Here is a 21,477-nt window from a genome sequence, read left to right on the forward strand (position 1 = left end):
TAGGTCATCTGATAATAGATCTTCCCAAGGGGTCAAGCCCCAGCCTACTTTCCTCGCATCACCTTTGGCGGAGCAATTCCCGATGCAGACAGTGGATTTCAATTCAGACATGGGCGAAGGCTTCGGCCCCTGGACCATCGGCGATGGCGTTGACGCGGAGCTGATGGCTTATATCAGCTCGGCCAACATCGCCACCGGTTTCCACGCCGGCGACCCCGGCACCATGCGCCGTACCGTCGAGCGCGCCAAGCAACTGGGTGTCGCCATCGGCGCGCATCCGGGCTTTCGCGACCTGGTCGGGTTTGGCCGCCGGCATATCAATGCACCGGCCCAGGAGCTGGTGGACGACATGCTCTACCAACTCGGCGCCCTGCGCGAAATCGCCCGCGCCCAAGGCCTCACGCTGCAACACATCAAGCCCCACGGCGCGCTCTATATGCACCTGGCCCGCGATGAAGAAGCCGCGCGGCTGCTGGTGCAAAACCTGCAAATCATTGAGCCGACACTCTTGCTGTACTGCATGCCCAACTCGGTGATCTGGCGCGTCGCCAAGGAGCTCGGGCAACCGGTGGTGCGCGAGTTTTACGCCGACCGTGAGTACGATCTCAGTGGCTCCATCGTATTTACGCGCACAGTGCGCGCGCTGGATCCTGCCACCGTTGCGGCGCGGGTCCTGCGTGCCTGTCAGACCGGGCGCGTGCGCACGGTGGAAGGCGAAGACCTGTTGATCGAATTCGATTCCATCTGCCTGCACAGCGACACCCCCGGCGCCCTCGAATTGGTCGAGGCCACCCGTGAAGCCTTGGACCAGGCGGGCATTGTCGTCAGAACGCCTCAATAAGAAGGTCCAACCTGTACTTTTTGCCTGCCTTTCTACAATGATTCCAAGAGGAACAGACATGGCTCAAACGTCCCCCATCCGCTACAGCTTCGGCGGTGATGAACACCTGTTTGCCGAGGTCAGCGACAGCATGTCCCTGGAGGCCTTTTTCAAAGGCATGGCCGTGACCCGCGCCGTGGAGCGCCTGGCGCTGGAAGGCGTGCTGGACGTGTGCCTGGCCAATGCGTCGTTCCAGATTCGCTTCGACCCTGACCGCATCGCGCCACACGTGCTGCTCGACGCCGTGCAGAGCGCTGAAGCCCAAGCGGTGGCCGAACGCACCTTGCACACGCGCATCATCGAAATCCCGGTGCTCTATAACGACCCATGGACCCATGAAACCCTGATGCGTTTTCGCGACCGGCATCAAGACCCCACGGGCACCGATCTGGAATACGCCGCGCGCATCAATGGTTTGGCTGACGTCGACGCGTTTATCGCCGCCCACAGCGGCGCGCCGTGGTTTGTGTCGATGGTCGGCTTTGTCGCGGGCCTGCCGTTCATGTTCCAGATGGTCGAGCGCGAACGGCAATTACAGGTGCCCAAGTACCTGCGCCCGCGCACCGACACGCCCAAATTGACCCTCGGCCATGGCGGCTGTTTTGGCTGCATCTACTCGGTACGCGGCGCGGGCGGTTACCAGATGTTTGGGGTGACCCCGGCACCGATCTACGACCCGGCCCAGCAGTTGGCGTACCTCAAGGAACACATGGTGTTCTTTCGGCCCGGTGACATCGTGCAGTTCAAACCCCTGGACCGCGATGCGTATGACCTGGCGGTTGCTGAGGTGGACGCAGGACGTTTCGACTTGCGCATCCGCCCGGTGGAATTTTCCCTCGACGCGTTTCTCGCCGACCCCGTCGGCTATCCGAAAACCCTGCAGGAGGCGTTGGCATGATCAAAGTCCGCAAACCCGGCCTCGCCACGTCCGTGCAGGATCTTGGCCGTGAAGGCTATTACCACTTGGGCATTCCACCGTCGGGCGCGCTGGACCAATACGCGTTGAGTGCGGCCAACCATCTGGTGGGCAATCCGAGTGGTGCGGCGGGCCTGGAGTGCACCTTGATCGGCCCCGAACTTGAGTTCCGACAGGACGCGCTGGTGGCACTCAGCGGTGCGCTCATGTCGCCGCGTCTGGACGGTGAAGTGGTGCACCAGGACACCGCGTTTCAGGTGCGTGCCGGGCAGGTGTTGCGCTTTGAATTTCCCAAGGCCGGCGCGCGGACTTACCTGGCGGTGGCAGGCGGTATTGAGGTGCCGCTGGTGCTCGGCAGTCGCTCGACGTACACCCTGGGTGCACTCGGTGGGTTCCAGGGGCGGCGCTTGCAGGAAGGCGATGAACTGCCGATCGGTGAGCCGAGCGGCGAGGGCCGTGCGGGCAATAGTTTGCCAATGGCGCTGCGGCGTTCAGTCGGTGGCGACGTGACCTTGCGCGTGGTGCCAGGCCTGTATTACGAGCGCCTGACAGACGCGGCCAAAAGCAGTTTTTTTGCCGAGCCATGGACCGTGGGTTCCGAGGCGGACCGCATCGGCTATCGCTTCAAAGGCGGCAGCGCGTTGAGCTTTCAGCCACGGGAGCAACCGTTTGGCGCGGGGTCCGACCCGTCGAATATCGTCGACAGTTGTTACCCGATTGGCTCGATCCAGGTGCCGGCGGGGCTGGAGCCGATTGTGTTGCACAGGGATGCGGTGTCGGGCGGTGGCTACGCGATGATCGGCACGGTGATCAGTGCGGACCTGGACTTGATCGGGCAGATGCAGCCGAACCAGCGGGCGGGGTTTGTGGCGGTGACGTTGGAAGAAGCGCTGGAGGCGCGGCGGGTGTACAAAAAACGCCTGAAGGCAATGGCTGGACTGTTCACCTCCTGACACACCATAAACTCTTGTGGGAGCTGGCTTGCCTGCGATAGCGGCGGGTCAGCTCCCACATTTTTAAGCGGGGTTGTGTCAGAACAGTTTGGTGAACAGCCAGTACAAACTTCCCGACAACAAGATCGCCGCCGGCAAGGTCAGTACCCAAGCCATCAGCAGGTTGCGGATGGTCTTCATCTGCAACCCGCCGCCATTTGCGACCATGGTCCCGGCCACACCCGACGACAATACGTGAGTGGTCGACACCGGTAGCCCGAACATATCCGCTGCGCCAATCGTCAGCATCGCCACCGTCTCGGCCGAGGCACCTTGCGCGTAAGTCATGTGGGTTTTGCCGATTTTTTCACCCACGGTCACCACGATGCGCTTCCAGCCCACCATGGTGCCCAGGCCGAGGGCGATGGCCACGGCGATCTTCACCCACAGCGGAATAAAGCGTGTGGAATTGTCGATCTGTTGCTTGAACAGTTGCAGCTTGCCTTGGGTATCAGCGTCGAAGTTGCCGACCTTGTCCTTGTCCATCAGGCGAATGGTTTCGCTGGTCAGGTACATGTCGTTACGCACGTTGCCTACGGCTTCGGCGGGGACTTTGGCCAGGGAGCCGTAGCCTTTTACTTCATCACCGATCTGGCCGGCGAGGGCAGCGAGGGCCGGCACCAGTTCTGGCGTGGCTTCCTTGGTACGCACGTAGGTCGAGAGGATCGGGCGCGGGTCACCCGGCAATGCTTGCGGCGCATTTTTTACCAGGGCGACCTGGGTCACTTCGGCCACCGCCGCAAACTGCAATGACTGCTCGGCGGGCATGGTGCGGTTCAGCGCATAGGCCATCGGCAGGGTGCCGACCAGGATTAGCATGATCAAGCCCATGCCTTTCTGGCCATCGTTGGAACCGTGGGCGAAGGACACACCGGTGCAGGTGACGATCAACATGCCACGAATCCACCACGGCGGCGGGATGTCGCCCTTTGGCGCTTTGTACAGCGCGCGGTTTTTCACAAAGGCGCGCAGGGCCAGCAACAGCAAGGCGGCAAAGGCGAAGCCGATCAGCGGCGACAGCAGCAGGGCATACCCGATCTTGATCGCTTGGCTCCAGTCCACGCCGCTGGTGCCGTCACGCCCGTGCATCAAGGCATTCGCCACGCCGACGCCGATGATCGAACCGATCAGCGTGTGCGACGACGAGGCCGGCAAGCCCAGCCACCAAGTGCCCAGGTTCCACAGGATGGCGGCAATCAGCAGGGCAAAGATCATTGCGAAACCGGCGGATGAGCCGACCTGCAAAATCAGCTCCACGGGCAGCAGCGCGATGATGCCGAACGCCACGGCGCCGCTGGAGAGCAACACGCCGAGGAAGTTGAAAAAGCCCGACCACACCACCGCAAATTGCGGCGGCAGCGAGTTGGTGTAGATCACCGTCGCCACCGCGTTGGCGGTGTCGTGGAAGCCGTTGACGAACTCAAAGCCCAGCGCGATCAACAGCGCTACGCCGAGCAGCAGGAATGGCGTCCAGGTGGTGACCACCGTGCCCAGTTCGTGCATGTCGTGCATCAGGCTGTAGGCTGTGAACAATAGGCCCATGGCCAGTACGGCAAAGAACACGATCACCGTCAACAGGCCGGGTTTCTTGTCCAGCCTGGGTTTGGGGTCTGCGTGTGAGGCGGTGGAGGAGGCAGTCAGGGAAGGGGTGGCCATGCCGGAGCATCCAGTGTGAGGAGGATGGCATTCATGATCATTGCAGAATGTTACAGAGATGCTGCGGTAGGTCAGTGTTTAAAGGATTGAGGCTGCCGCTGGTCTACAAAGCTCGGCAAAAATGATGTCATAGTGAGATTGATTGGGGCGCCTGTTTGCTTGGGGATGGGCATTGGTATCTGCGCAACGCTTTGGGTTGCTCTGAGGCGTTTCGGTGGATTGGGTACATATCCGTTGCTGCGGTAACGGCGGCTATGGGTTCCGCTCTTACAGCGGGTCACTTTTGGCAAACGCCCCAAAAGTAACCAAAAGGTCTTTGCCCCACCACTCGGTGCCTCGCTTAGGCTCGGCATGCCCTCACTCCGGCTTGAATCCGTGGGCCGCCGCAATGGGCCATCCTTGGCCCAGTGCGGCTAACCCGGCGTCCTGCCGGGTTACCCACGGATTCAAGCCTGCGTTCGGCCATCGTGGTTAACGGGGCCTGTCAGATCAAGATCAACAGCAGATCAAAAGCAGAGCACGGCGGCCTGACAGCCGGCCTGAGTGGTTGAAGCAAAAGCAGGGCAACAGCACAGCAACAGCACTTTACCGGATGAAATGAGTTCCAAATGTGGGAGCGGGCTTGCTCGCGAAAGCGGTGGGTCAGTCGGCTCATTTGTAACTGACCCACCGCATTCGCGAGCAAGCCCGCTCCCACAATGTTGATCGAGTTCAGCTGCCAGCACCGTAGTGCACTGCTTTTCTGTGGGAGCTGGCTTGCCTGCGATGCAGGCACCTCGATACTTCAGGCAAACCCAGCAGCAGACCCCATGCCATCTCCCAGATTGACCCAATACAGTCTGAAGACCAGCCCACCTTCTGCCTGATGTACCCAGTTCCAAATGTGGGAGCGGGCTTGCTCGCGAATGCGGTGTGCCAGTCACCCACTCCATCAACTGACACACCACTTCGCTTGCGCTTTTGATCTAACCACTCAGGTCGGCTGTCAGGCCGCCGTGCTTTGCTTTTGACTTTGATCTTGATCTTAGGCGCCCCGTTAACCACGCTGGCCGAACGCAGGCTTTGGAGCGTGGGTAACCCGGCAGGACGCCGGGTTAGCCGCGATGGGCCAAGGATGGCCCATGGCGGCGGCCCACGGTCCAAAGCCGGAGCGAGGGCACACCGAGCCTAAGCGAGGTGCCGAGTGGTGGGGCAAGAGCCCTTTGGTTACTTTGGGGCTTTTCCAAAGTGACCCGCCGTAAGGGCGGAACCCATAGCGGCCGTTACTCAAACAACCGATATGTACCCAGCGCGCCCCCGACAACCACAGCACTCAATCCGTAAAAAACACGTATATACCTATGGCTATCACAAACAAGCCAGTTCCCACCCTTGATCCCCTTTCAGGTCGAGACGCGGCTCAATAATCCTTGCGCTTGCGGAAAGCCCAGCGCCCGGCAATCAAGGTAAACGTCGCCACCAACGCCACCAAAATCCAAAAACCTTCCGGGTCAGTCGAAAGCGGCACACCCCCCACGTTCATGCCGAAAAAACCGGCAATGATATTGATCGGCAGCGCCAGCACCGTCACCACCGTGAGGGTGAACAGCGTACGGTTACTTTGTTCATTCAGGTTAGCGGCGATTTCTTCCTGCAACAGCTTGATGCGCTCACCCAACGCGGTCAGGTCGTTGATGATCAGCGCAAACTCCTCGGTGGATTTGCGCAACTCCTTCACGTCTTCCTTTTGCAGCCACTGCGGCGGGCGGTTGAGCAGGCGCAGCAGCGACCCCGGCTCCAGGGCCAGCAGGCGTTGCAGGCGCACCAGCACGCGGCGTGCGGCGCCGAGTTCGGCGCGGTTGGTGGACAGGCGCGAGGACAGCAACTGGTCTTCGATATGGTCGACGCTGAGGCTGGTCTTGCGCACGATCTGTGTCAGCACTTCGCCTTGATCGCGCAACAAATGCACCAACAATTCCAGCGGCGAACGGAAGCGTTCACCGGCCTTCACCGACGAGCGCAATTTATCCACCGAGTGCAACGGTTGCAGGCGCGCACTCACCAGCAAGCGGCTGCGTGCGCACACCCACAGCGTGGAGATATCCGAGGAGACCATGCTGCTGAAATTGAACACCACGTCGTTGACCACCGCCAGCAGGGCCGAGTCGACGTGCTCGATGCGGGTGGAGCGTGAACCTTCGTGCAGGGCTTCGAAAAACTCATCCGGCAATGCCAGGTTGGCCTTCATCCAGCGCTCGCATGCCGCGTGGGCCAGGTTCAGGTGCAGCCAGAGGAATTCTTCCGGGTCTTGCGGCGCCTGGAGTGCCGCGAGCGCAGTGGCCGAGTCAATCTGCTCACCTTTTTCACCGGGGCGAAAACGAAAACCGTAAAGCAGGCCAAACAGATCAGGGTCCTGATGGCCGTGGTCGATGCTGTGGTTCATGGAGGCTCGCAGAGAAAGCGCCTGTAGGACGTTTCACAGGTTCGCGTGGGCGAATCATTGCAAGTAAATTTGACAAAATTGTGACGGTTTGCGGTTTATTTCGTTTAGGTGACATTTTATTGGCCACCTGTCAGAAATCGTTCAAGAAGCCTCTAGAACGGCCGATTCAAGGCATAAGGACCGCTGCAAATGGGCTGTGCCTTGCTGACAGGGACGTTATGGCGTGCTTGCACCTTTTTCCTTGTTTTGAGGCATCCCCCCATGAATATTTTGCGCACTTCCTTGAGAGCACAAATTTTGTCGCTGCTCAGTGGCAGTCTGCTGGCGATTTTGTTGATCGCACTGGCCTGTTTCTACTTCCTTTCTAACGGCGTGCAAAGTTATCGCAGCCTGATCGAAGGGCCCTTGCTCACCTCTCAATTGATTGACGAAGCCAATCTGCAATTCAAGGTGCAAGTGCAGGAGTGGAAAAACGTATTGCTGCGCGGCAAGCAGCCTCAGGACCTGGAGAAATACTGGGGCCAGTTCCAGGACCGGCAACGCGATGTGCAGGGCATTCTCACACGGCTGGTCAGCCAGACTCAGAATGACCCCGGCCTGAGCCGGCGCATTGACAGCCTGCGTCAGGAACACTTGCAGTTGGGTGTGGCTTATCAGAAGGGCCGTGATGCCTACCTGGCAGCCGGTGCCGACCCGACGGCGGGCGACACGGCCGTCAAAGGTGTCGACCGCGCCACCAGTGAGCAGATGAGCGCCCTGGTCAGTGACCTGCGCGCCCAGGGTAGCCAGCAGTCCCAAGCCATCAGCGCGTATGCCGAACGCACGGTGCTGGTGGGGCTGGCAGTGATGTTGCTATCGGGTGTGGTGATCGGTCTGTTCAGCGTGTGGCTGATCAACCGCAACCTGATCCTGCCGATTCGCGGCTTGATCGACTACGTGACCCAACTGAGCCACGGTCGTTTTGCCGAACGTGTTGCCAGCCGCCGTCAGGATGAGCTGGGCCATCTGGCCGCTGCGGCCAATACGCTGCGCGACTTCCTCGCGGAAACCTTCAACCGCTTGCAACGCAGCGCCACCGACCTGGTGACTGCCAGCGGCGAGTTGAGTTCGATTGCCGGGCAGATGGCCAACGGTACCCATGAACAATTCAACCGCACCGACCAGGTGGCCACCGCCATGACCGAGATGTCGGCCACCGCCCAGGAAGTTGCACGCCATGCGGCCAGTGCCTCGCGCGCCGCCGATGAGGCGGATCATTCGGCCCGTGAAGGTGGCGAAGTGATGAAGGTCACCATCGCCACCATTGGCCAGATGCGCAATGAAATCCTCAACACCGGCACCATCATCCGTCGCCTGGAAACCGACAGTGTGCGCATTGGCAAAGTGCTGGAGGTGATCCGTGGGATCGCCGAGCAGACCAACCTGCTCGCGCTCAACGCTGCCATTGAAGCCGCGCGGGCAGGTGAAGCGGGCCGTGGGTTTGCGGTGGTGGCCGATGAAGTGCGCAGCCTGGCACAACGCACGGCGGCGTCGATCATCGAGATCAACCAGATTATCCACGCGGTGCAAACCGGCGCGGTGGATGCGGCCGAGGCGATTGTCAGTGGCCAGTCGTGCAGCGATGAGAGTGTGGAAAAAGTCTCCCAGGCCGGCGCCATGCTCAATCACATCACGCTGGCCGTGGAGGCGATCCGTGACATGAACCGCCAGATCGCCACGGCAGCCGAGGAGCAGACCTCGGTGGCTGAAGATATCTCGCGCAATATCACGCAAATCACCACCGTGGCCACGGCGAACATGGACAATGTGCAGCGCACGGAGGCGGCCAGCCAGCACCTGCGAGGCTTGTCGGCTGAGCTCAATGAAGTGACGGCGCGTCTGGGCGCCTGATCAGAGGGTCGGCAGGCTGAAGCTGAACACCGTGCCGTGCTGCTCAGAGGTCGACACGCTCAGTTCTCCACCGTGGGCCAGGGCAATCTGCTCGACGATGTATAGCCCCAGGCCCAGCCCGGCTTGGGGTGTGTGGGTGGCGGGGCGTGAGTAGGGCTGAAATAACCGGGGCAAGGCTTGCTCGCTGATCTGCCCGGTGTTTTTTACCGTCAGTTTGAAATGGTCGTGTTCGATCCGCGCGGCGACTTCCACCGGGCCGTCCTGGCTGCCGTGGTGGATGGCGTTGGCGACCAGGTTGGAGAGCAACTGTGCCAACCGATCGCGATCGCCTTTTACCCCTTGAAGGTCAGCGATGTTTGCCTGAATCACCCGCTGTGGGTGCACGCTTTGCACCTCCGAGATCACATGCAGCAGTGCCTCTTGCAGGCCGTCGCAATCGCCGATATTCAGTGGAATGCCGTTGCCCATTCGCCCGCGGGCGAAGTCCAGTACATCCTCGACCAGTTGCGAGGCGCGCCGGCCGCTGGCGAGGATGTGCGCTACGAGCGGATCGGTAGCGGGGTTGGGGTACTTGCGCAGCAGCCGTTCAGCACCCACGTTGATGGCGAACAGCGGGTTGCGCAGGTCATGCCCCAGCACGGCGATGAATTGTTCGCGCAGTTCTGCGGTGCCGCGTTCTTCCTGCAGTTGTGCCTGGGTATTTTGCAACGCTTCCTCCGCTTCAATCTGCAGGGAAAGCACACGGGCGAACGACTCCATGGTCGATTGGATCGTGCTGCTGCGCAGGGGGGCGGGGTTTGGGTCCAAGGCGCAAATCGTGCCGAAGAAGCGCCCATCGGTGCGGAACACCGGCACCGAAATGTAACTTTCAAACTGGTAGAGGCGTGGGGTGTGGTGGTCGTGGTAGAGCGGGTCTTCGCTGGCCTTGTCGATCACGACGGACACGTGGGACCCGCGAATTTCGTGGCAGAGGGTCGTGTTCAGTTCCAGTTCGCCACCGACGTCGAGGCCGAACGCCAGTTGGTCGAACACGGCGCAAGCGGTCCACGAGTCGTCAGTCACCCGGGCCACCGCCGCAAAACGCAGGCCGGTCATGTCACTGATGACTTGCAGCATCGCGGGTACGGCACTGATGCGGCCAATGGTTGCGATGTCGGCGGCTTTCTGCCCCATGCAGTGATCTCGATCCCGAAGGTGGTGAGCGTTGTGCCCAGGCCAATAAAATCGATTCTAGCGACCTTGCGCGCCGTAGGGGTAATTTCATTAACGCGAGGGATACTTTTCCGGCCTTGACTGACGAGCGCCCATAAAAAAACCGCGCCACTGTGAAAGTGGCGCGGTTTTTTTGGCGGTTGGCTCAGCTGTCTTGCTTGTTTTCCAGCACGGCACCGGTCTTGGCGTCGAGCTTCACTTCAAAGCGTTTGCCGGCGGTGTCGGTCAGGTCAACTTCGTAAACCAGTACACCGTTTTTGTGGTCCAGCTCAGTGTCGGTGATGCTGGCACCGGCGTGGGTGGCCACGGCAGCGGCGTTGAGTTTTTCAAACGGCATGACTGCGCCGGACTTGAGCAGGCCTTCAATGTGGTCCGGACGAACGTCAGCCTGGGCCAGGCCGGCGGTCAGGGTCAGGGCAGTGGCGGCGAACAGGGCGGTCAGGGTTTTCATGGTGTATGTCCTTCTGGGTGAGCTGTTTAAGTGGCGCCAGATTAACCGGCGCAACTTAACTCATCCTTAATGGCGCACTGACACCAATGGCTGACTCACTCAGTAGCCGTTGTCCTTCAGCAAATCCTGCACACTCGACGACGGCCAGCGCTTGTAGAACTTCAGCAGTTCGGCGGCGCGGTTGGTGAAGATGCCATCGACGCCGGCTTTCATCACTTTTTCAAAGTCCACCGGCTCATCGACGGTATAGACGTGCACCAGCAGGCCCTTGTCGTGGGTCAGCTTGTTCATCTCAGGCTTCACCAGGTCGGTGTAGCTCTGGTCGCCATGGTTGGTCAGCTCGGCCGATGGGCCAGTGCCGATGGCGCCGAGGCGCTTGGCTTCGTCGACCCATTTTTCGAATTCCGCCGCGTCTTTCGGTGCTTGCTTGGCGTAGTAAGCGGCTTTGGTCGGCTCGCCGGATTCAGCGAAGGTCTGCGCGGATTTCGGCTCGATGCTGCCTGGGCCCACCCATAGCAAGAGGATTTTCGGGGTGTTCGGCATTTCTTTCTGCAGCTCTTTCAAGCTGTCTTTTTCAAACGTTTGCAGCACCACACGGCCCTTGCCCTGGCCCACGCCCGTGTTGCTCTTGCCCAGCTTGGAGCCGGCGGAGCTCAACCAGCCCTTGTCCAGCAGCTTGTTTTTCAGGTCGGCTTCGATGCCCGGGAATTGCTTGGGCTCTTTGGTCTCGATGTACAGGCCGGGTTTGTGCTGCGGGTTGCCTTCGGCGATCTTGATGATTTCGTCCAGGCTCTGGATTTTCAAACCGACGAACGCAGGGCGAGCGCGGTCCGGGTAGGCGGCGTTGAACCAGCTGCCGGCGTCCAGGGTGCGCAATTCAGCCCAGGTGAACTCGTTGGCGGGGGCGTCTTTGCGCTCCGGGAATTTGCTGGCCACGTCGGTGGTGCGCTGCAGGTTGTTGTCGTGCAGGGCGAACAGCACGCCGTCCTTGCTGCGCTGCAGGTCCATTTCCAGGTAGTCGGCACCCAGGTCGCGTGCGAGCTTGTAGGAGGCGGCGGTAGATTCGGGGGCGTCGTAGGAAGCACCACGGTGGGCGATGACGGCCGGGTACGGAATGCCTTCGTTTGTCGCCAATTCAGCCGGGCTGATCGGGTCGGCAGCCTGTGCCTGGCCAAGGCCGAGCAGCAGAGCGAGCAGCAAGGCGCTCTTGGAAAACGTGACAGGCATATGCGAAGTCCTTTCGTGGAGGTAACTTTGAGAAGGCGTCCTTTTTAACAATTGATTGCGAAAGGCGCCATCACCAAACCGACATTAACGTGCGCAGTGGCCATTTTTATGGGTTTTTTTGTGGTGCATTGCAGTATTCTTGACCGAAGCTGCCCCATTAGAGGGCAGTATTTTCTGCCACGCGTGTAAACCATCTTTCCAGTCCCAGTGGGACTTTTCAGTGAGGTTTACCATGCGCATCACGTCCGAACTTATCTGCCAGGCGGCCGATCAACTCCACGGTTTTGTCGGCCTTAACCGCAAAACCGGCCAATACATCGTGCGTTTCAGCGAAGACTCGTTTGGCATGGATGTGGCCGATGACGGCATCATTCCCACCGCTGAGTTTGTCTGGTTACCCGCCGCTGACGACAGCATGACCCTGTCGCGCGAACGCCTTCAGTTGCTGCTGGACCAGAACATCGACGACCGCATCAACATCACCGAGCCATTGCGGGTGTACATGCGTCGGGTGGAAATTCCACAGATCAGCGCGTTGCGCAGTTTGGTCAGCTAAGCGAACGCTGCTCTACAGACGTTGAAGATCAAAGGTGGGAGCTGGCTTGCCTGCGAAGGCGGTGGGTCAGCCTCTACATCGGTTGGCTGACACACCGCCTTCGCAGGCAAGCCAGCTCCCACAGGGGTACATTTTCAGCGCTCAAACAGGTAGGCCCGCTCCACTTTGCACACGCGCGTATGGCATGCCGAATACCAGGTCGCACGCCCTTGTTCGCGCACGGCGCGGTGTTCAGCTTGCTGTTTCCAGGCGAGGATCGCCGCCTCGTTTTCCCAGTAGGACACGGTGATTCCCAAGCCGTCTTCGCGTGCCGACTCCACCCCCAGAAACCCCGGTTGTTCACGCGCGAGTTCCAGCATGCGGGCAGCCGCCTGGCCGTAGCCTTGATCACCTTCGGTGCGCAACGAGCTGAAAATCACCGCGTAATAAGGAACCGCCGGCGTGTTGGCAATCATCGGTATGCATCCAGACAGGCCTTGAGCAAGGCAAGCGCCAACGGAGGCGTGATGCCTTTGAGTGCTGCACGCTCCGGCTGGAACAGGGTGGCGACGAAAAACGGGTGGTTCAGCAGTTCTACGGCGCGCAAATCGCCCGCCGAGTCATGCCCGCTGGGGATCAAGTCGCCTTCGAGCAGCGCACTGGCGAAGTCCGGGTTCACGCCGTAGCGGCAGCGATAACCTTCGTGGATAGCCAGCGTACCGTAGGCCTCGGCGATTCGCGTGTACGGCACCAGGCGCACAGTGTCCGTCGCTTCGACCAGCGTGCAACTAAGCGGTGTGATCACCGCGCGGGTGGCCTGCGGGGCCAATTCGCCGTGTTCCGCATCCGCCCAGCCCAGCACGTTGCGGGCATATTCCAGCACCGCGTGTTGAAAACCACCGCAAGTACCGAGGAACGGGCGCCGTTGCTCGTGGGCGAAACGGATCGCGCGCAACGCGCCGTCGGTGTCGCGGTAGGGGCTGGCGGGCACGCACCAGAAGCCGTCAAAGCCGTGCAGTTCGCGGGTGGGTGTGATCGAGTCGGTAGCGAGCCATTCAGCGTGAACGCTCACGCCCAAGTTGTCGGCTGCGTGTTGCAGCGCCACGGGTATCGCCTGGTGTGCAATCACGTCGGGGTGGTAATCGCCGATCAGGGCGAGGTGCAGGGTGGTGGCGTTCATCGTGTACGTCCCATGGCTTGTTGTGTCCTGGGTGGCACTATAGATTGGCGTTCACGCAATCAAAATTGGCGTTTACCCAAATGCTCAATGCAGTCACGCACTATCAAGTGGATTACCCCGACCTGTCGCTGATCCTCGCCCTGGTTCGCGGCGGCACTTTGGCACGGGCGGCGGCACTGTTGCGGGTGGATGTATCCACGGTATTCCGCGCGGTGCGGCGATTGGAAGCGGCGCTGGGCCAGACCTTGTTTGAAAAAAGCCGCGCCGGCTACCTGCCCACCAGTTTGGCCAGCCATCTGGCGCAGCAGGCCGAGCGCGCGGAACAAGCCTTGGAGGCGGCGCGCATCGGCGTGGAGCAGGGCGGTGAAGTGATCAGCGGCACCGTGCGCCTGACCTGTACCGACTCGGTGCTGCAAGGCTTGCTGTTACCGGCGCTGGCGCAGTTCATGCCTGAGTACCCGGCGTTGACGCTGGAACTGAGCACCTCCAATGACTTTGCCAACCTCAGCCGTCGCGATGCTGACATCGCCCTACGCCTGACCAAGACACCGCCGGAACATCTTGTCGGCCGTTGCCTGGGCACGGTGGCCTATCAGGTGTGCGCCAGTGCAGATTTCGCCCGGCGGCATGCAGGACGCGAGCTGGCCGAGCTGGCCTGGATCGCCCCGGATGACTTTCTGCCCGACCACCCCACCGTCGCCTGGCGCCGTGAGCACTTGCCGGGTGTGCGCCCCAGTTACCGCTGCAACAGCATGTTGTCGGTCACCGAACTGGTACGCGCGGGGCTGGGGGTGGCTGCGCTGCCGGATTTTCTATTGGAGGAGGGCTTGCAGCCGCTGGGCCCCACTCTGGCGGGGCATGACACGGCGCTGTGGTTGTTGACGCGCCCGGATTGCCGGGCGCTGCGCTCGGTGGTGGCGTTGTTTGATGAGTTGGGACGGCATGTGCGCGGATTACGTCGTTAGGTTTTGCGCACAAAGTGTTCATGCATTTCGCACGTCAGGGTCTCGATACGCTCGGTGAGCTGTTTGGTCATTTCCGTTAGCCGCGTGTTCTGCTCCAGCAACTCCAGCAGTTGCTGGGTGGTCTGTTCGGCCTGGGCCTGACGTTCGGTGTTGGCGATGGCAATGGCTTCGCGGTGTTGTGCGTCGGCGTCGGACTGCGCCTTATCGCGGGCGGCCTGACGCGTCTGGGCCAGCAGGATCAATGGCGCGGCATAGGCTGCCTGCAGGCTGAAGGCCAGGTTGAGCAGGATGAACGGGTACACGTCGAACTGGGTGATGCCGGTTACGTTGAGCACGATCCACACCAGCACGATCACGGTTTGTGCGCCGAGGAACGTCGGGGTGCCAAAGAAGCGCGCGAAGGCTTCGGCCTTGAGGGCGAACGTGTCGTTACCGAAGGTCGTCGCCAGGTGGGCGTGGGCTCGGTGAAAACGCAAATGGTCGACGGGGGCCGCTTGCGGCTTTGCTGGGGGCGTGGCGTCTGGGGTCATGGCGGGCTCGAATCCTAAGCGTTAAGACCAGCACGCACTATAGACCGAGCCCCCAGCCAGGCACATGAAAGAACCGTCAGTGGTTGCCCCGCTCGTTGGCAAACACGCTCACTGCTTGTACCGCCTCGCTCGTGCCTTCGCGAATTTGCAGGATGACCGTGCCTGCCCGGTTGGCCAGGTCGACCCCCAGCGCCGCACGGTCGCGGGTGCCGTCCATGCTCTCGATGGCTTGGCGGGTTTCGTCCTGGATCATCGCGATCATGCTGGAAATTTCCGCCGTCGAGCCGCTGGTCCGTGCCGCCAATTGCCGCACTTCATCGGCCACCACAGCAAAACCACGGCCTTGCTCACCGGCGCGCGCCGCTTCGATGGCCGCGTTCAGCGCCAGCAAGTTGGTCTGGTCGGCGATCCCGCGAATGGTGTTAACGATGGCGGTGATTTGTTGCGAGCGCTCGCCCAGCTTGGCGATCAGTTGTGAGGAACCGTCAATGTCGGCAGCGATGGCGCGCATGCCGCTGGCGGTCTGCTGAATCACGTCGGCGCCTTTTTCGGCAATGTCCCGGGTGTTTATGGAGATGTGGTACGCCTGGGTAGCGCTCGCAGCGTCGGCGGCATGCTGTTGCACCCTGGCGGTGACGTCGGAGGCGAATTTCACCACTTTGCACAGGCGTCCGCTGGCGTCGTAGACCGGGTTGTAGTTGGCTTCGAGCCACACGATCTGGCCGTTTTTATCAATGCGCTCGAACTGGCCGCTGAACAGCTCGCCCTGGTTCAAGCGTTTCCAGAACTCGCTGTATGCCGAGCTGTTCGCCAACTCCGGTTTGCAGAATACCCGGTGATGCTGGCCCTGGATCTGCGACAGGGTGTAACCCATGCGCTGCAGGAAATTGTCGTTGGCCGTGAGGATGGTGCCGTCGAGGTTGAACTCGATTACCGCCATGGCGCGGTCGATGGCGCCCAGTTTGGCGTTGGCTTCGCTTTCGGCTTGCAGGCGCGGTGTGACGTCCATGGCGTACTTCACCACTTTGATCACTTGGCCGGTGTCATTGCGCACCGGGTTGTAGCTGGCTTCCAGCCACACCGACTGTCCGTTGCCAGCCACCCGTTCAAAGGTGCCGGACTGAAATTGGCCATTGCGCAATTGCGTCCACAGCTGGTTGTACTCAGCGCTGCGCGCGAAGGCCGGTGTGCAGAACATCCGGTGAGGTTGGCCCACGACCTGTTCGGCGCGAAAGCCCATGGTCTTGAGGAAGTTGTCGTTGGCCCGCAGCACGACGCCCTGCAGGTCGAATTCGATCACGGCCATGGAGCGTTCAATGGCATCCAGAAGGCTGGCTTGCTGGGCGTTGGTGTGTTGCAGGGTACTGATGGTTTTTTTATGGGCGTTGAATAGCATGTTCGAGGGCTCGGGGAAGCACGCGTCTGAGGTATCCATGGAATGTGCGCCTGACCCCGTACGGCCCTGGGCCTTACGGTTGACTTGCTCATTGTCAGCTTCCTGGTGCTGACAGAGGGGGTTGAACAACGGATTCAGAGTGATAAGCCTGCCAAGAAGTTCGCTGCGATTGCAGGACCAGGCTGAGCGAGGCGACCAATGGCGGCATTATGCTATCGCTGGGGCGTGCTGACAGAAGATTCAGACGGGATGTCGTAGGACGACTCAGGCGGAATGGGCGATGACGTAGTCGCTGACCGTCACCCGGTTACGACCGGTGTTCTTGGCCGCGTACAGCGCGCGATCCGCGGCGTTGAGCCACATGGCGGCATCGCTGTAGAGGGGCCGGAAGTCTGCCAGGCCAATACTCAGGCTCACGCGCAGCTCAGGGATCTGCGCATTGCGATAGTTACTGAATATTTCGCGTAGGTGTTCCATGACCTGCGCCGCTTCTTCCAGTGGCATTTGCGGAAGAATCACACAGAACTCATCGCCGCCGTAACGGCCGGCCAAGTCGTTTTGTCTCAGGTGCAGGCGCAATTTCTGGCTCAGTTGGCGCAATACCGCGTCACCGACAATATGGCCGTAGGTGTCATTGATCTGCTTGAAGTGATCGATATCGATCAAGGCGATTGTGGCGTGGCCGTGTTGCTGCTGGCACTTATGGAACTTGAGGTTCAGCAGGTCTTTCCACGAGCCATGGTTGAGCAGGCCGGTCAGGCTGTCGATACGGCTCTGGGCGCTGAGGGCGCGTTTGTGTTCCGACAGCTTGATCGCCAACTGGTAGCAGACCATGCCGATGGCCACGGGGTAGAGCATCAGCATCGGCAGGCAGGTGTAGACCTGGGTGAGGCTGACGCTGGGGTTGAAGTGGATTCCGAACAAGCCCCACGCCACGCCAATGCCTGCGGCGTGTGCCAGTAACCCGCGCAGAAACAGGCGCTTACCGCCAGCAGCGACGTTGTTCATGGTCATCATTGACACAATGGTCACCGTCGTCAGAGGGCTGAACTGGGTGGTGGCGGCCCAGAAACCGATGAAGAACGAGTCATACAGCAAGTTGCGCTGTTCGGCTTGATACGGAAACGGCGAGCGAACGGAGAGTTGGTAGGCCACATGAGCCCAGGCAAACCCATTGAATAGCAGGAACGCCCAGACCCAGCTCGGCATCGCCAGCGGGTAAAGAGCGCCGACGACGCTGATGCAACCAACCCCCAGGCCGATGATTCTTGGCTTGTAGATACGTCTGGCAAATGACAGCCCTTTGCCTAATCTGTTTTCCATAGTGTTCCGGGTCAGCTCTTTAGTGCAGATGCAACAGCATGCGTCAGCGGTCAGAACCGTTGATCGAATAATAATTGTGAATATTGTCAGTTATTCGAGTGGGAATAATCAGTGTCCTTCCAAGCCATTTGCGCAGCACAACCGGTGAATACGCAAAAACGGCCTGGAATGTGGCTTATGCCATCGGTTTTTTTACTGCGGGCGGGGAGCGCTGACTTCGTAACCGGCCAGGAACAGGTCGATAGCCGATTCGATCACGTTGGCCTGGCTGGCGGCATCCAGCACCGGCTGGCCCAGGGTGATTTGCGGCCAAAAGGCGAACGCTTTGAGCAGGCTTTGTATCTGGTGGGCAGCGAACGCCGGGTCGCTGCAGGACAGTCGACCATCGTCCTGTGCGGCACGTACCCATTGCGTGAAGCCTTCTTCGCGTTTGCTCAAGCGGTTGACCATGTCTTGCGCGCGTTCCGGAGAATGGATAGTGGCGGCAATCGCGACGCGGGCCAGGTCGAGGAAATTGGTGTCCGACATCATCTGCATCTTCGCCTGCAGTAACCCGCGCAATTGATCGCGCAGCGGGCGGTCGCTGGCGTAGCTCACGTCCAGTTGGGCAACGCTGCTGGCCCACAACTGGTGGAGGATCTCTGCAAACAACTCTTCCTTGCTGGGGAAGTGGTTGTACACCGTGCGTTTGGAAACGCCCGCCGTCGCCGCAATTTTGTCCATGCTGGTGACCTCGAACCCGTTCGCCCGAAACTCGGCGATGGCAGCGGCCACGATGGCTTCGCGTTTACGGTCGGTGAGGCGCAGGGGAGCAGTCATGGGCGGCGTTGGGCTCTTAGAGGAAATTACACTGGGTAGTTTACTTGCTTCGGATTTTGTTGCAATCTAGAAACTACACTGTGCAGTGTAGTTCATGAGCGGACCGTAGGAGTCACTCTGCAATGGCCACGATTTCAACCCGTCTCGACCCAGCGCCTGCGGCACGCAAGCCAGCCGATCAGGCGCAAGGAAATTTCAGCAACGACGCCCCGACTCAGCATGGCGGCTTGGGTAAAACGTTGCGTATTTTCTGGAACATGCTGTTCCATAAACCACGCAGTACACGCCCGGTGGGCAAGGTCCCCGTACAACCCTTGACGCGTGAGCAACTGTTGGCCGCGCCCGATCACAGCGTGTTCCGCCTGGGGCATTCCACCGTACTGCTGAAAATGCGCGGTAAATTCTGGGTCACCGACCCGGTGTTCGCCGAACGTGCTTCGCCCTTCAGTTGGGCGGGCCCCAAGCGCTTCCACCAGCCGCCTATCAGCCTTGAAGACTTGCCGCCGCTGGAAGCGGTGATTCTTTCCCACAATCATTACGACCATCTTGACCGCAACGCCGTGGTGCAACTGGCTGACAAAACCCGGCACTTTCTCGCGCCGTTAGGCGTGGGCGACCTTCTGGTCAAATGGGGCGTGGACGCCAGCAAAGTCCGGCAACTGGATTGGTGGGAAGGCACCGAGGTCGATGGCATTCGGTTTATCGCCTCGCCGGCCCAGCATTTTTCCGGGCGTGGCCTGTTTGATGGCAACCAGACCCTGTGGTGTTCCTGGGTAATGGTCGATGGTGCGCGGCGGATCTTTTTCAGCGGTGACACGGGTTACTTCGATGGCTTCAAAACCATCGGCGAACACTACGGCCCGTTTGACCTGACGCTGATGGAGACCGGCGCTTATAACGTCGACTGGCCCCACGTGCACATGCAGCCGGAACAGACCCTGCAAGCTCATATCGACCTCAAGGGCCGCTGGCTGCTACCGATTCACAACGGCACCTTTGATCTGGCCTTTCACGCCTGGCACGAACCGTTCGATCGCATCATGGCCCTGGCCTGGGAGCGCAACGTGTCGATTACCACGCCAGCGATGGGCCAGGCGTTCAGCTTGAACCAGCCCGAACGCGGGCATGCCTGGTGGTTGGACGTGGAAACGCACGGCGCGCAAGAGCACGCTGCGGGCTGAGACAAGGCGCGGTTAAAAAGGTCTTTTCAGGGTGTTTCAGCCCTGCGACAAACGCCAGATGAGAGTGCGATCATCCCGGGAACGTTATTCCCGGGATGCACGTTTTGATCGAAAAAGATTGTAGGACGCACTGGCAATTGGGTATGCCTTGTCATACGGGGTCATTGACCGGCGAAGAGATCAGCTCGACGGCCGTGCCCGTTCACACTCAACCCGATAAAGCGAACCAGGCGGGTATCGTCTTCGCTGCCGAGCACGCCAAGAGCGTCGCGCCCATTCCCGGCTACAACACCCTGGCGCCGCTGGTGCGTGCCGTGCGGGACCCGGCCTTATCGCTTATCGCCGTCAGTGACGTCGACCCCACTGGCCCGGTGATGGTGGAGGTGCCCCTGGTGCTGAACAACACCACCTTTACTGCTTCGCAGTTGCTGTCGGGCTGGCGCATCGGATTTGCTGATCAGTATGTGTGCGGCGATCATCGCGAACCCGTCGAACACAGTGCGGCTTTGCGCCGTGCCTTTGAGGTTCTGCGGCAGGCTGGCGCGCAATTGGTACCGGTGGACGCGCGACGTGAGGCGTACAACCTTCAATTCAGCCTGCAACGGCGGAATGAAATTGATCAACTCGTCACAGAGCATCGCCTGGATGCCTTGGTGTCTGACGACCAGAGCACCGCGTTCCACGGGGCTTGTACAAACGGGTATCCGTCGTTTTGCGAACCCTTGGAAACGGGAGCAAAACTCTGCTTTTACGGCGCCCGGTGGGCACGTGACGCGCTGCCTACGTTGCTGAGCGCCTATCGACAGACGAGTGCTTGAATGCCAAGCCCACCGGAGCAACTGTGGCGCTTGCTGGTGTGAACCCACCTCGCAGGCAGTGGCTTATGGGGATGAGCAGGCGGCTCAAATCGATGCTAAACCCAGGCGTTGAAGGGTGTGCCGGGCGTGGTACGCCTCACGGATCACACTCAATGCCATCGAGGGAAGCCATGGCCTACAGAATCCACATTCTCGGCGCAGCCGGTGCCGGGACTACAAGCTTGGGAAGGGCCCTGGCCGAACGCCTGAATGTCGCTTATTTCGACTCCGACGACTTCTACTGGCAGCAAACCTCGGAGCCTTTCACCGTCGCTCGGCTGAGAGATGAACGCACCCGTCTGCTACTGGAGCAGAGTTCCGGCCTTGAGGGCTGGGTGGTGTCCGGCTCACTGTGCGGCTGGGGCGATGCCATGATCCCGCAGTTCACGCATGTGGTATTCCTGCGCGTGGACCCGCAAATACGCCTGAACCGCTTGCGCCGGCGTGAAGTGCAACGCTACGGCGAGCGGATACTGCCGGGAGGCAGCCGCCACGAAAACAGCGTGGCTTTCCTCGCCTGGGCCGCCCGTTACGATGACGGCAACCACAGCCTACGCAGCCTGCGTCGGCATGAAAGCTGGTTGAAGCCGTTGACCTGCCCGGTGATCCGGCTGGACTCTACGCACCATTCGGTTGCGGCGCTGGTGAATCAATTGATGCCGCTGTTGAGCCCATCAGCCGCGAAATGATGCCTGGTGCGGCGGGCTCGGCCGGGGTGCGCTCAAACCTGCGTGCACTCATGCCCCACCCCGGCGCAAACCCCGGGAAAAACACCAGCCCTTCAGCTTCCAGCCGAAATGCCAATGCCAAGCGGGTTTCGTCAGCCACATCGGCCTGGCTTTCAAAGCGTTGAACCGCTTCCACCGCCAGCCCGGCCTGGCGGGCCAGGTCTTCCCGGCTCCAGCCCAGCATCGCGCGGGCCTGCACACTGTGCTTGGCGGTGAATTGATGCAGGACGATCTGTTGTTCTACGAAAGAGCTCATTGCCAGAGAGGACATGGGGTTTCTCCAGGATTCGACGGGGGAGGTCAAACTATACTGTGTT

Annotated in this window: 21 protein-coding genes and 2 pseudogenes; 10 read left to right on the forward strand and 13 right to left on the reverse strand. The window is 60.5% G+C overall.

All coding sequences use genetic code 11. The features are described from left to right. The first annotated feature begins 82 nt into the window (after positions 1-82). The 3 genes from JFT85_RS22545 to JFT85_RS22555 are packed head-to-tail and all read left to right on the forward strand — an operon-like array spanning position 83 to position 2,749. The gene (locus JFT85_RS22545; protein WP_073638134.1) at positions 83-841 is read left to right on the forward strand and encodes a 5-oxoprolinase subunit PxpA; all 759 of its coding nucleotides are present in this window, start codon (positions 83-85) and stop codon (positions 839-841) included. Positions 842-899: 58 nt separating this feature from the next. Beyond that, a complete protein-coding gene (locus JFT85_RS22550; protein WP_201230433.1) occupies positions 900-1,778 on the forward strand; it encodes a 5-oxoprolinase subunit B family protein in 879 nt (292 codons plus the stop codon). Then, complete coding sequence (locus JFT85_RS22555) at positions 1,775-2,749, forward strand: 5-oxoprolinase subunit C family protein (protein ID WP_053257653.1); 975 nt, start codon at positions 1,775-1,777, stop codon at positions 2,747-2,749. The genes JFT85_RS22550 and JFT85_RS22555 overlap by 4 nt, the downstream gene beginning before the upstream one ends. Positions 2,750-2,827: 78 nt before the next feature. Here the strand turns inward: JFT85_RS22555 and JFT85_RS22560 are convergent, their stop codons facing one another. Together JFT85_RS22560 and JFT85_RS22565 are read right to left on the reverse strand one after the other, a co-directional pair. Continuing rightward, entirely contained in the window at positions 2,828-4,444 is a 1,617-nt protein-coding gene (locus JFT85_RS22560; protein ID WP_069553675.1) for an inorganic phosphate transporter, read from the reverse strand. Positions 4,445-5,843: 1,399 nt separating this feature from the next. After that, entirely contained in the window at positions 5,844-6,866 is a 1,023-nt protein-coding gene (locus tag JFT85_RS22565) for a transporter (protein WP_053257651.1), read from the reverse strand. Positions 6,867-7,712: 846 nt separating this feature from the next. On the opposite strand from JFT85_RS22565, the pseudogene JFT85_RS28795 reads away from it, so the two are divergent. Both JFT85_RS28795 and JFT85_RS28800 read left to right on the forward strand, forming a co-directional pair. Then, positions 7,713-7,871 (forward strand): annotated as a pseudogene (locus JFT85_RS28795) (methyl-accepting chemotaxis protein); the annotation flags it as partial. 117 nt (positions 7,872-7,988) lie between these two features. Next, positions 7,989-8,756 carry a methyl-accepting chemotaxis protein gene (locus JFT85_RS28800; protein WP_420876042.1) on the forward strand — a complete coding sequence of 256 codons (768 nt, stop codon included), beginning with the start codon at positions 7,989-7,991 and terminating at the stop codon, positions 8,754-8,756. On the opposite strand, the gene JFT85_RS22575 is transcribed toward JFT85_RS28800, so the two are convergent. The 3 genes from JFT85_RS22575 to JFT85_RS22585 form a co-directional block, all read right to left on the reverse strand. Further along, a complete protein-coding gene (locus JFT85_RS22575; RefSeq protein ID WP_201230435.1) occupies positions 8,757-9,929 on the reverse strand; it encodes a GAF domain-containing sensor histidine kinase in 1,173 nt (390 codons plus the stop codon). A gap of 184 nt (positions 9,930-10,113) precedes the next feature. Then, on the reverse strand, positions 10,114-10,419 hold the full coding sequence (locus JFT85_RS22580; RefSeq protein ID WP_053257648.1) for a PepSY domain-containing protein: 306 nt from the start codon (positions 10,417-10,419) through the stop codon (positions 10,114-10,116). 99 nt (positions 10,420-10,518) lie between these two features. Continuing rightward, the gene (locus JFT85_RS22585) at positions 10,519-11,646 is read right to left on the reverse strand and encodes a glycerophosphodiester phosphodiesterase (protein WP_053257647.1); all 1,128 of its coding nucleotides are present in this window, start codon (positions 11,644-11,646) and stop codon (positions 10,519-10,521) included. 232 nt (positions 11,647-11,878) lie between these two features. Between JFT85_RS22585 and JFT85_RS22590 the strand changes: the two genes are divergently transcribed. Next, positions 11,879-12,202: a DUF2025 family protein gene (locus tag JFT85_RS22590; protein ID WP_053257646.1), complete on the forward strand. Its 324-nt coding sequence runs from the start codon at positions 11,879-11,881 to the stop codon at positions 12,200-12,202. Positions 12,203-12,336: 134 nt separating this feature from the next. Here the strand turns inward: JFT85_RS22590 and JFT85_RS22595 are convergent, their stop codons facing one another. Both JFT85_RS22595 and JFT85_RS22600 read right to left on the reverse strand, forming a co-directional pair. After that, the gene (locus JFT85_RS22595) at positions 12,337-12,657 is read right to left on the reverse strand and encodes an antibiotic biosynthesis monooxygenase family protein (protein WP_069553343.1); all 321 of its coding nucleotides are present in this window, start codon (positions 12,655-12,657) and stop codon (positions 12,337-12,339) included. Then, positions 12,654-13,361: a CTP synthase C-terminal region-related (seleno)protein gene (locus JFT85_RS22600; RefSeq protein WP_201230437.1), complete on the reverse strand. Its 708-nt coding sequence runs from the start codon at positions 13,359-13,361 to the stop codon at positions 12,654-12,656. The genes JFT85_RS22595 and JFT85_RS22600 overlap by 4 nt, the downstream gene beginning before the upstream one ends. A gap of 80 nt (positions 13,362-13,441) precedes the next feature. Between JFT85_RS22600 and JFT85_RS22605 the strand changes: the two genes are divergently transcribed. Continuing rightward, entirely contained in the window at positions 13,442-14,326 is an 885-nt protein-coding gene (locus JFT85_RS22605) for a LysR family transcriptional regulator (protein ID WP_053258031.1), read from the forward strand. Here JFT85_RS22605 and JFT85_RS22610 read toward each other — a convergent pair. The 5 genes and pseudogenes from JFT85_RS22610 to JFT85_RS22625 form a co-directional block, all read right to left on the reverse strand. After that, positions 14,323-14,856 carry a DUF1003 domain-containing protein gene (locus JFT85_RS22610; protein ID WP_053257643.1) on the reverse strand — a complete coding sequence of 178 codons (534 nt, stop codon included), beginning with the start codon at positions 14,854-14,856 and terminating at the stop codon, positions 14,323-14,325. The two genes, JFT85_RS22605 and JFT85_RS22610, sit on opposite strands and share 4 nt — an antisense overlap. A 76-nt stretch (positions 14,857-14,932) precedes the next feature. Further along, positions 14,933-15,367, reverse strand: coding sequence for a methyl-accepting chemotaxis protein (locus JFT85_RS28805; RefSeq protein WP_371850813.1), 435 nt, complete (start codon positions 15,365-15,367; stop codon positions 14,933-14,935). A gap of 114 nt (positions 15,368-15,481) precedes the next feature. Beyond that, positions 15,482-16,291 (reverse strand): annotated as a pseudogene (locus JFT85_RS28810) (PAS domain-containing protein); the annotation flags it as partial. Positions 16,292-16,516: 225 nt separating this feature from the next. Further along, on the reverse strand, positions 16,517-17,575 hold the full coding sequence (locus tag JFT85_RS22620; RefSeq protein ID WP_201230438.1) for a diguanylate cyclase: 1,059 nt from the start codon (positions 17,573-17,575) through the stop codon (positions 16,517-16,519). A gap of 192 nt (positions 17,576-17,767) precedes the next feature. Beyond that, entirely contained in the window at positions 17,768-18,394 is a 627-nt protein-coding gene (locus JFT85_RS22625; protein WP_073638129.1) for a TetR/AcrR family transcriptional regulator, read from the reverse strand. A 122-nt stretch (positions 18,395-18,516) separates the two neighbouring features. Between JFT85_RS22625 and JFT85_RS22630 the strand changes: the two genes are divergently transcribed. The 3 genes from JFT85_RS22630 to JFT85_RS22640 all read left to right on the forward strand — a co-directional run bounded on the left by JFT85_RS22630 (position 18,517) and on the right by JFT85_RS22640 (position 21,121). Then, complete coding sequence (locus JFT85_RS22630) at positions 18,517-19,575, forward strand: MBL fold metallo-hydrolase (protein WP_078827201.1); 1,059 nt, start codon at positions 18,517-18,519, stop codon at positions 19,573-19,575. Positions 19,576-19,670: 95 nt separating this feature from the next. Further along, a complete protein-coding gene (locus JFT85_RS22635; protein ID WP_242486551.1) occupies positions 19,671-20,393 on the forward strand; it encodes an amidase family protein in 723 nt (240 codons plus the stop codon). Positions 20,394-20,563: 170 nt separating this feature from the next. Further along, complete coding sequence (locus tag JFT85_RS22640) at positions 20,564-21,121, forward strand: AAA family ATPase (RefSeq protein WP_053257637.1); 558 nt, start codon at positions 20,564-20,566, stop codon at positions 21,119-21,121. Here JFT85_RS22640 and JFT85_RS22645 read toward each other — a convergent pair. Beyond that, entirely contained in the window at positions 21,051-21,431 is a 381-nt protein-coding gene (locus JFT85_RS22645) for a helix-turn-helix domain-containing protein (protein WP_187602454.1), read from the reverse strand. The two genes, JFT85_RS22640 and JFT85_RS22645, sit on opposite strands and share 71 nt — an antisense overlap. Between the last annotated feature and the right edge of the window lie 46 nt (positions 21,432-21,477).

This window comes from Pseudomonas sp. TH04 (genome assembly GCF_016651355.1).
In the GTDB taxonomy this organism is placed as follows: Bacteria; Pseudomonadota; Gammaproteobacteria; order Pseudomonadales; family Pseudomonadaceae; genus Aquipseudomonas; species Aquipseudomonas fluorescens.

Excerpts from the sequence above, each read along its gene's own strand:
- JFT85_RS22560 (WP_069553675.1), bottom strand. The coding sequence starts at position 4,444 with ATGGCCACCCCTTCCCTGACTGCCTCCTCCACCGCCTCACACGCAGAC.
- JFT85_RS22585 (WP_053257647.1), bottom strand. The coding sequence starts at position 11,646 with ATGCCTGTCACGTTTTCCAAGAGCGCCTTGCTGCTCGCTCTGCTGCTC.
- JFT85_RS22600 (WP_201230437.1), bottom strand. The coding sequence starts at position 13,361 with ATGAACGCCACCACCCTGCACCTCGCCCTGATCGGCGATTACCACCCC.
- JFT85_RS22555 (WP_053257653.1), top strand. The coding sequence starts at position 1,775 with ATGATCAAAGTCCGCAAACCCGGCCTCGCCACGTCCGTGCAGGATCTT.
- JFT85_RS22545 (WP_073638134.1), top strand. The coding sequence starts at position 83 with ATGCAGACAGTGGATTTCAATTCAGACATGGGCGAAGGCTTCGGCCCC.
- JFT85_RS22590 (WP_053257646.1), top strand. The coding sequence starts at position 11,879 with ATGCGCATCACGTCCGAACTTATCTGCCAGGCGGCCGATCAACTCCAC.
- JFT85_RS22575 (WP_201230435.1), bottom strand. The coding sequence starts at position 9,929 with ATGGGGCAGAAAGCCGCCGACATCGCAACCATTGGCCGCATCAGTGCC.
- JFT85_RS22640 (WP_053257637.1), top strand. The coding sequence starts at position 20,564 with ATGGCCTACAGAATCCACATTCTCGGCGCAGCCGGTGCCGGGACTACA.
- JFT85_RS22595 (WP_069553343.1), bottom strand. The coding sequence starts at position 12,657 with ATGATTGCCAACACGCCGGCGGTTCCTTATTACGCGGTGATTTTCAGC.
- JFT85_RS22605 (WP_053258031.1), top strand. The coding sequence starts at position 13,442 with ATGCTCAATGCAGTCACGCACTATCAAGTGGATTACCCCGACCTGTCG.
- JFT85_RS22635 (WP_242486551.1), top strand. The coding sequence starts at position 19,671 with ATGCACGTTTTGATCGAAAAAGATTGTAGGACGCACTGGCAATTGGGT.
- JFT85_RS22645 (WP_187602454.1), bottom strand. The coding sequence starts at position 21,431 with ATGTCCTCTCTGGCAATGAGCTCTTTCGTAGAACAACAGATCGTCCTG.
- JFT85_RS28800 (WP_420876042.1), top strand. The coding sequence starts at position 7,989 with ATGGCCAACGGTACCCATGAACAATTCAACCGCACCGACCAGGTGGCC.
- JFT85_RS22610 (WP_053257643.1), bottom strand. The coding sequence starts at position 14,856 with ATGACCCCAGACGCCACGCCCCCAGCAAAGCCGCAAGCGGCCCCCGTC.
- JFT85_RS22580 (WP_053257648.1), bottom strand. The coding sequence starts at position 10,419 with ATGAAAACCCTGACCGCCCTGTTCGCCGCCACTGCCCTGACCCTGACC.
- JFT85_RS22550 (WP_201230433.1), top strand. The coding sequence starts at position 900 with ATGGCTCAAACGTCCCCCATCCGCTACAGCTTCGGCGGTGATGAACAC.
- JFT85_RS22620 (WP_201230438.1), bottom strand. The coding sequence starts at position 17,575 with ATGGAAAACAGATTAGGCAAAGGGCTGTCATTTGCCAGACGTATCTAC.
- JFT85_RS22625 (WP_073638129.1), bottom strand. The coding sequence starts at position 18,394 with ATGACTGCTCCCCTGCGCCTCACCGACCGTAAACGCGAAGCCATCGTG.
- JFT85_RS28805 (WP_371850813.1), bottom strand. The coding sequence starts at position 15,367 with ATGCGCGCCATCGCTGCCGACATTGACGGTTCCTCACAACTGATCGCC.
- JFT85_RS22565 (WP_053257651.1), bottom strand. The coding sequence starts at position 6,866 with ATGAACCACAGCATCGACCACGGCCATCAGGACCCTGATCTGTTTGGC.
- JFT85_RS22630 (WP_078827201.1), top strand. The coding sequence starts at position 18,517 with ATGGCCACGATTTCAACCCGTCTCGACCCAGCGCCTGCGGCACGCAAG.